The sequence below is a fragment of the Deltaproteobacteria bacterium genome, from assembly GCA_030654105.1.
Taxonomy (GTDB): Bacteria; Desulfobacterota; SM23-61; order SM23-61; family SM23-61; genus JAHJQK01.
In genome coordinates this window covers 1-7,675 of sequence record JAURYC010000249.1, presented here as the reverse complement: position 1 = coordinate 7,675, position 7,675 = coordinate 1, and the positions used below count along the sequence as shown (strand labels likewise).

Here is a 7,675-nt window from a genome sequence, read left to right as displayed (position 1 = left end):
AAAAGGTTATTCGCGCGGATAAATTCCCCGTGCTCATTGGTGGAGAGCACACCGTTACCTTGGGAATGGCTCGAGCGATAAAAGAAAAGTACCCCAAGGTTTCGTTCCTCCAATTGGATGCGCATGCCGACCTGCGCGATTGTTACGAAGGAACATCGTTCAGCCATGCTTGCGTGGGCCGCCGGCTGACGGAATTGGGCCCCCTGGTTCAAGTGGGCCTGCGCAGTTTGACCCGGGAAGAAAGGGCCTTCCAAAAAAAGGGGGGGGTAACCTCCTTTTTCTGGCATCTTCTATCTGAAAATCCCGATTGGGAAGAAAGGGTATGCCAGGATCTTTCTTCAGAGGTTTACGTAACTATTGACCTGGATGTCCTCGATCCGGCTATCATGCCTGCGGTGGGCACGCCGGAACCGGGAGGGTTCAACTGGAAAACCCTGACCCAATTACTGCGGCGAATCGCCCGGGAGAAAACCGTCGTCGGATTCGACGTGGTTGAACTGACCCCCATCCCGGGCTTGATCGCCCCGGATTTCCTGGCTGCCAAACTGATTTACAGATTTTTGGGAGAAATATTTTATCGCTCACTCGGTAGCGAAAAAAAATCAAAACATAGAAAAGGAGGGTGAAGATAGTGGAACCCTTGGTCCCGCGAAAACTTTTTTTTACTAAGGGAGTGGGCGGTCATAAAGAAGAGCTTCGTTCTTTCGAGCTCGCTCTGCGTGATGCCGGTATTGAAAAGGCCAACCTGGTTACTGTTTCCAGTATTCTTCCGCCCCGCTGTAAAATCATCCCCCGCGTCCAGGGACTCCGGGAACTCGTCCCCGGGGGCATCACTTTCTGCGTTTTGGCCAAATGCAGCACCAATGAGCCTCGGCGCCTAATCGCAGCTTCTATAGGTTGTGCCATCCCTTCGGAGAAATCTCTGTACGGTTACCTCAGTGAACACCATGCCTTTGGCCAAACAGAAAAAGAAGCCGGGGATTATGCCGAGGATCTTGCCGCGGCCATGCTGGCCTCCACCCTGGGCATGGAATTCGACGAAGACAAGAGCTGGGATGAAAAAAAGGAGTTTTACCGCATCAGTGATAAAATCGTGCGCACAACCAACATTACCCAGTCCAGTATCGTCAAAAGCGGATGGTCAACAGTGGTGGCCGCTGCTGTCTTCCTTTTTGAGGGTAAGTTGGAGGCGTCATGAAAGTGGGATTATGCTTCAACCTGAAGAAGCCCTCAGAAGATCCCTCGGCCGATGATCTCTATGCTGAATGGGATGATGAGGAAACCATCGAAGCAGTCCGTTCCGCTCTGGCCGGCAAACATCAGGTGATTCTGGTGGAAGGGGTCGAAGACGCCTTCGAAAAATTCCGCAAGTTCCGGCCCGATATTGTTTTCAATATCGCCGAAGGGCTCCACGGCGTAAGCCGCGAACTGCAGATCCCGGCCATGCTGGAGATGCTGCGCATCCCTTATACCGGATCGGATCCTCTGACCTTGGCCCTTTGCTTGGATAAATCCCTGGCCAAGGAAGTACTGAGCTACCACGGAATTTCTACCCCCCCCTTCGTGGTCGTCCATGATATTAAGGGAATGAAGAACCTGCCCCCTTTTCCCTTGATGGTCAAACCCCTCTGGGAAGGATCGAGTAAAGGCATCGGCAACAAGGCCCTAGTGCGCACGTCAAAACAACTGAAGGAGCAAGTATCCACGATTTTAACCAAGTACCGCCAGCCGGCATTGGTGGAGAAATATCTTCCGGGCCGGGAGTTCACGGTTGCTCTATTGGGCAACGGTCCAGACCTGGAAATGCTCCCCATAGTGGAAATCCTCTTTGAGCAATTACCCCCGGACATCAACCCCATTTACTCCTATGAAGCCAAGTGGATCTGGGACACGGTGGAGAGACCTCTGGAAATTTTTACCTGCCCAGCGAAAGTATCACCCCGTCTGCGTAGAAAAATTCAAAACGTGTGCCAAGCAGCCTTTTCGGCCTTACGCTGTCGGGATTGGTGCCGAATTGATATCCGCCTGGATGACTCGGGCGAGCCCAATATCCTGGAGCTGAACCCGCTGCCCGGAATCCTGCCCAACCCCGATGCCAACTCCTGTTTTCCCAAGGCCGCTCGAACCGCCGGATTAGCCTACGGGGACCTGATAAACCGGGTATTGGAGATTGCCTGCCAGAGAGTTGGATTACAGCCATGAGCAAAGCATCCATTCTGATTCTCTATAGCCTTCCTCATCCTTTCTATCCCGACGGCTCTCCTGACCGCATCGGTCGGCGGGCGGTTCGATCCCGCTTCCAGGCTATTCAGAAGGCCTTGAGTTCTTTGGGTTATTACATCGCCTCCCTGGAAGCCGAAAAAAAATTGCCAACTCTACTGGAAGAAATTCTTACCGCGAAGGCGGATTTGGTCTTCAACCTCTGCGAAGAATTTTTCGGCCAAACCCGGCTGGAGATGAACATCGCCGCCCTTCTTGAACTTTTGGACCTCCCTTTTACCGGATCTCCTGCCTTTGTCCTGGGTTTATCGCAAGATAAGGGGAAGACCAAAACGATCCTCGCGCACCATCATATTCCCACCCCACCCTACCGAGTTTGGCAACCCGGAAAAGATGACCTGCTGACTGGGTTACATTTTCCGCTCATTGTCAAGCCCCTGTGCGAAGACGCCAGTTTAGGCATCGACAACGATGCCTTTGTCCCGAATGAAGGGGCTCTGAGGAAACAGATTCAAAAAATCTACCAGGAGTACGGACAATCCGTTTTGGTCGAAGAATTCATCGAAGGCCGGGAGTTGAATGTTTCCATTCTTGGAAACGAAGACCCACAGCTCTTCCCCATATCCGAGATCGATTTTTCCTCCCTGCCTCCTGGGTTACCGAAAATTTGCAGTTATTCAGCGAAATGGAAAGAAGACAGTCAGGAATTTTGCCACACGGTTCCCCGCTGTCCTGCGGTTCTTTCCCCGGCAATGGAAAAGGAAGTTTTGCGCGTATCCCTTCAGACTTATCGCGTCATGGAATGTCGCGATTACGCCCGAGTGGACATCCGGCTCAGCCACGATGGAATTCCTTATGTCCTGGAGATCAATGCCAACCCGGATATTTCACCGGATGCGGGAATAATTCGTTCGGCTAAATCAGCGGGTCTTACCTATGCCGATTTCGTCGGCCGCATCGTAGAACTTGCCTTGGCTCGGAGCAAATCCTTGCAAGGTCACCACAAGAGCAAGGCGGTTTCTGCCGCAGGGGAGCCTAGTGCCTGAAAATCCTGACCCCGAGAAGGGGAAGACCTTCTCGCGTCAAATAGATCTGGAATGGAATGACGATGATGTCCTGCCTGCGGTTCTCTCGCTCGATACAGAATTTGTCTTCCAGCGCATGACCGAAAAAACCCTCGGAGCAGCGCAATCCAAAAATGGTCATCGGATTTTGGATGTAGGGTGTGGTCGGGGGATCGATGCCACTTCCCTGGCCAAAAGAGGAGGAGTTCTCTTTGGTTGTGAACCTTCCCGGATCATGCTCCGCAAGGCCAAGGACTGGGTAAAGAATTCTGGAGAAGTAGTCAAGCTGATAAGTAGCTTGGCTGAAGACCTCCCTTTCCGGAACAACGCCTTTTCGCGTGTGGTCTGCAAGGGGGCGATTGATCATTTTGGCAATCCGGATCTGGCCGTATCTGAAATGTGCCGCGTAGTCGACCCGAGGGGAAAAGTGGTTATTTCCGTGGCCAATTTCGAGAGTTTGAGCTGCTCGCTGGCTAAGAAACTAAACCGTATCTTTCAGCGCTTTTTAGGCAGGGAAATTCCTCGCCCGCACATTTGGGAAATTCCCGTCGATCATACCTTCAAGTTTGATTACTTATCTATTATAACCCTCGCCCAAAGATATCTGCAGGTTGAAAATATCCAGGGGGTTTCCCTTTTCTGGGGTTTTCCCCGTTGGGCCAACACTTTAAAAATCATTCCCCGGCCTTTAGCCTTGATTATCCTCAAAGTATTCGACCACATCGCTTCCCGGCATCCCCAGTGGGGCGATGTGTTGATCATAACTGGAAAGCCTCTAAATAATTTTCCAGGTCGAGAAAGGAGCGAAGCGAATGGCTGATACTTCCCGCCTTTGGGGTGCTTTTTTGTGTATTGCCATTATTGGTGCCGCCATGGTTTTCTTGTGGGGGATCTCCATCCAGAGTTATTGGGCTTTAGCCATACCCGTGATTATTGGCTTTTTAGGCATTCTGGCTCTTGGTTTTTGGATCGGCTGGACGATTTTGACCATCAAGACCACTCCGACAGCGCCTGAACCTTCTGGAAAGTCCCCAGCTGAAAACGATCAGCAACCAGCCGTATAAGGCAAGCAGGCACCGGAAGAAAGGCTGGCGTAAGACCGCCCAATGAAGATTTGTCTCTTCTGCTACAGGGGGAACCCCTATTGCGGTGGCCAGGGAGGGTATCTCTACTTTTTATCCCGGGAGCTGGCCCGTATGGGGCATTCTCTGACGATTCTGGTTGGACCCCCAGAACCCTGGCCTATGCCCTGGGCAGAGGTTATCCCCGTGGAAAACCTGAATCTATGGGGCGTGCGCAAAAATTTTCTCCCTCCTTCTGCTCCCTGGCGAATTTTTCAACCGCTCAATTTTTTTGAATTGGCCTCAACCCGCTTGGGTTTTTTCCCGGAGATGCTTATCTTCAGCATCCGGACCTTTGTCCTGCTTAAAAAAATCACTCTCCATCAGAAATTCGCAATCCTCCACGATGTGCAGTCCTTGGGATACGGGCTTTTATTGATGAAACGTTTTCGATTACCTCTCGTCACTACGGTCCACCATCCCTTGACGATCGACTTCCAAGCCAGCTTAGAACGTGACCGCAATTTTAAGGAAAAATATTACACGGTCGTCTTTTACCCTCTCGGCATGCAGCGCCGAGTAATCCAGCGTTGTGACCGGGTAATCACCTCTTCCAGCGAGACAGCCCGGGAGATCCAGCGCGCCTTTGGAGTTTCCCCCCGCAGAATTCGTATGGTCTACAACGGGCTGGACGCAGATTTTTTCCAGCCAGCGAATGGCGAACCCAAGAAGCCCCAAAGCCTCCTCTTTGTGGGCAATACCGATGACTCCAAAAAAGGGATCTTTTACCTCTTGCACGCCATGACCTTGCTTCCGGATTCCGTTACTTTAACCGTTGTTGATGAAGGAGCACCCTTCAAAACTTATGCTCCCCACCTTACCCAAAAACTTGGACTGACTTCCCGAGTTGCCTTTACAGGGAAAGTTTCCGCGGAAAGCCTACGTCGCTTCTACACTTCTTCGGAAGTCGTGGTCCTACCTTCTCTTTACGAAGGCTTCGGACTGCCAGCGGCGGAGTCCATGGCCTGCGGCACTCCTGTCGTGGCCACCCACGCAGGTGCTCTGCCAGAAGTTGTAGGCAAGGAAGGGGCGGGCATCCTCGTTCCTCCCCGAGACCCCCAGGCTTTGGCAGCGGCCATTTTAAAGGTTCTCCAGGATGAAGCCAGCAGAAAAAAAATGGGGGTCCTGGGCAGGCAACGCGTGGAAAATCTATTTACCTGGGCCAAGGTGGCTGAACGAACCGTGGAGGTCTATAAGGAACTTATAAACGGAAGGGTGTAGGGTGTAAGGGAGAATGCTTTGAAGATTGGTTTATTGAGTTATCGGGGAAATCCCTATTGCGGCGGCCAGGGAATTTACCTGACCTATTTGGCCAACGAGTTGGTGAAACTTGGGCATGAAGTACATGTCATCGTGGGTCCTCCCTGGCCTTTGTTTCTCAAAGGCGCTTTCGTGCATCGGGTGGATAATTTCAATTTCTTCGGAAAGAAAAAAGATTTTCTCCCGCCCGCGAACCCTTTCAAAATTTTTTCCCCTCTCCATTTTTACGAATTTAGCGCTTCCCGTTTCGGTGTCTTTCCAGAGATCAAAGCCTTTAGCTTTCGAGCCTTCTTCAAACTTTTAGAATTGGCCAAGACCCACCACTTTGACATTCTCCATGACAATCAATGCTTGGGTTATGGGATGCTTCTCTGGAAGTTGCTGGGTATGCCTGTGGTCTCTACCCTACACCATCCCCTTTCCATAGACCGAGCTACCTGGTTCGAGCAGCCCTCGAATCTGAAACAGAAAGTAAAGCGAGTCCTGTATTACCCGCTGCTTATGCAAAGAATCGTCAGTAATCGGTTAGACCGGATCATAACCGTTTCCCAAGATTCCGCCCGCGAAATTACGCGTGCTTTTGGCGTTGCTCCGGAAAAAATTCGCGTGGTCTATAACGGCTTGGACGGTCAGGAATTTGCTCCTATTCCCGGCTTGGCTAAAAAAGAAAAAAGTTTAATCTTCGTCGGCAATTCGGAAGACCGTAAAAAAGGGCTGCTTTACCTTCTTCAGGCCCTCACCTATCTTCCCGAGGATGTGACCCTGACGGTCGTGGACGGAGGGGCTCCCCATCGTTCTTTTGCCCCTTTGCTTACGGAAAAATACAAGATTGGGCACCGCGTTCATTTTACGGGGAAGATCGGCTCCGAAGACTTAGTGCGCTTTTACTGCCGCGCTGAAATTGCTGTGGTTCCCTCTTTGTATGAAGGTTTTGGTTTCCCAGCAGCAGAAGCTATGGCCTGTGAGCTTCCAGTGGTTGCCAGTACAGCCGGTGCTCTTCCGGAAGTCGTGGGAAACGATGGAGCCGGAATTCTCGTGCCTCCGAGAAACGCTCCCGCCTTAGCTCAAGCCATAAACGACCTCTTGCAAGATGCTGGGCTTCGCTGGCGAATGGGGCAAGCGGCCCGCCGCCGCGTTCTTAGCCTATTTACCTGGGAGAATGCAGCTCAGCAAATGGTGGAAGTCTACAAGGAAGCCATCGATGCTCACCGTTGATTTTCGCAGGCTGCCCTTACGGCGAGGAGATCTTGTACTGGATGCCGGCTGTGGGGAAGGTCGGCATATCTTCGAGTGCTTTCGCCGTGACTGTTCCATTCTGGGCATGGATCTAGATCACCGGAGCCTGCTCAAAGCCCGTTATGTTTTGGGGCAGATGCGGGAACGCCAGGAAGCCAAGGGGCGATTTTTGCTCCTGCAGGGCGATGCCCTGCGATTTCCTTTTCCGGATGGAGCTTTTGACAAGATCATCTGTGCGGAAGTTATCGAACACGTTGAGGATGAAAGGCTGGGAATGGCCGAGTTGGCCCGAATCCTTAAAAGTGGGGGCAAGATCGCCGTAACCGTCCCTACTCTGGTCACCGAGCACGTTTACGACAAACTCTCCAAAGAATACTTCCGTACCCCGGGTGGACACGTCCGCAAGGTCATCCCTCAAGCCTTAGCGAATTCCATGGAGGAGAATGGCTTGAGGATCTACGCCGTGGGGTTTGCGCACGCTTTTCACTCTCCCTATTGGATGCTCCGTTGTATCTTCGGACTGCACGATGAAAAAGCCTTCGTCCCCCTGTTCTACCGAAAATTTCTTCATCTTTCCCTGTTTTCTACACCCCTGCGCATTGCGGAAAAAATCTGCAATTACTTTTTCCCCAAATCCATCGTTCTCTACGCTCAAAAAGGGAATAAAGTTCGGAGTTCAGAGTTGGGAGTTCAGAGTTTGGATTTTTAACTTCCTACTCCGAACTCCTTACCCCGAACTTTTTTATTTAAGCCACGGGCAGAGAGCTTTGATTT

General features: G+C 51.6%; 9 protein-coding genes. All 9 read left to right on the top strand.

Annotated elements, in window-relative coordinates:
- Positions 1-626 (top strand): agmatinase (speB, locus tag Q7V48_10510; GenBank protein MDO9211160.1); only part of this gene is annotated, 626 nt, incomplete at its 5' end.
- 14 nt (positions 627-640) lie between these two features.
- Positions 641-1,198, top strand: coding sequence for an arginine decarboxylase, pyruvoyl-dependent (locus tag Q7V48_10505; protein MDO9211159.1), 558 nt, complete (start codon positions 641-643; stop codon positions 1,196-1,198).
- Entirely contained in the window at positions 1,195-2,202 is a 1,008-nt protein-coding gene (locus Q7V48_10500) for a D-alanine--D-alanine ligase (protein ID MDO9211158.1), read from the top strand. Before Q7V48_10505 ends, Q7V48_10500 begins: the two co-directional genes overlap by 4 nt.
- Complete coding sequence (locus Q7V48_10495) at positions 2,199-3,266, top strand: ATP-grasp domain-containing protein (protein ID MDO9211157.1); 1,068 nt, start codon at positions 2,199-2,201, stop codon at positions 3,264-3,266. The genes Q7V48_10500 and Q7V48_10495 overlap by 4 nt, the downstream gene beginning before the upstream one ends.
- Positions 3,259-4,104 (top strand): methyltransferase domain-containing protein, encoded by an 846-nt coding sequence (locus Q7V48_10490; protein ID MDO9211156.1) that lies wholly within the window; start codon positions 3,259-3,261, stop codon positions 4,102-4,104. Before Q7V48_10495 ends, Q7V48_10490 begins: the two co-directional genes overlap by 8 nt.
- Complete coding sequence (locus Q7V48_10485) at positions 4,097-4,348, top strand: hypothetical protein (GenBank protein ID MDO9211155.1); 252 nt, start codon at positions 4,097-4,099, stop codon at positions 4,346-4,348. The genes Q7V48_10490 and Q7V48_10485 overlap by 8 nt, the downstream gene beginning before the upstream one ends.
- A 42-nt stretch (positions 4,349-4,390) precedes the next feature.
- Positions 4,391-5,626 (top strand): glycosyltransferase family 4 protein, encoded by a 1,236-nt coding sequence (locus Q7V48_10480; GenBank protein MDO9211154.1) that lies wholly within the window; start codon positions 4,391-4,393, stop codon positions 5,624-5,626.
- Between the two features lie 18 nt (positions 5,627-5,644).
- Positions 5,645-6,880 carry a glycosyltransferase family 4 protein gene (locus tag Q7V48_10475; protein ID MDO9211153.1) on the top strand — a complete coding sequence of 412 codons (1,236 nt, stop codon included), beginning with the start codon at positions 5,645-5,647 and terminating at the stop codon, positions 6,878-6,880.
- A complete protein-coding gene (locus Q7V48_10470; protein ID MDO9211152.1) occupies positions 6,867-7,610 on the top strand; it encodes a class I SAM-dependent methyltransferase in 744 nt (247 codons plus the stop codon). Before Q7V48_10475 ends, Q7V48_10470 begins: the two co-directional genes overlap by 14 nt.
- Positions 7,611-7,675 lie beyond the last annotated feature (65 nt).

Bases quoted from the DNA above. Each gene is read 5' to 3' on its own strand.
- Q7V48_10500 (MDO9211158.1), top strand. From the start codon at position 1,195: ATGAAAGTGGGATTATGCTTCAACCTGAAGAAGCCCTCAGAAGATCCC.
- Q7V48_10495 (MDO9211157.1), top strand. From the start codon at position 2,199: ATGAGCAAAGCATCCATTCTGATTCTCTATAGCCTTCCTCATCCTTTC.
- Q7V48_10485 (MDO9211155.1), top strand. From the start codon at position 4,097: ATGGCTGATACTTCCCGCCTTTGGGGTGCTTTTTTGTGTATTGCCATT.
- Q7V48_10480 (MDO9211154.1), top strand. From the start codon at position 4,391: ATGAAGATTTGTCTCTTCTGCTACAGGGGGAACCCCTATTGCGGTGGC.
- Q7V48_10470 (MDO9211152.1), top strand. From the start codon at position 6,867: ATGCTCACCGTTGATTTTCGCAGGCTGCCCTTACGGCGAGGAGATCTT.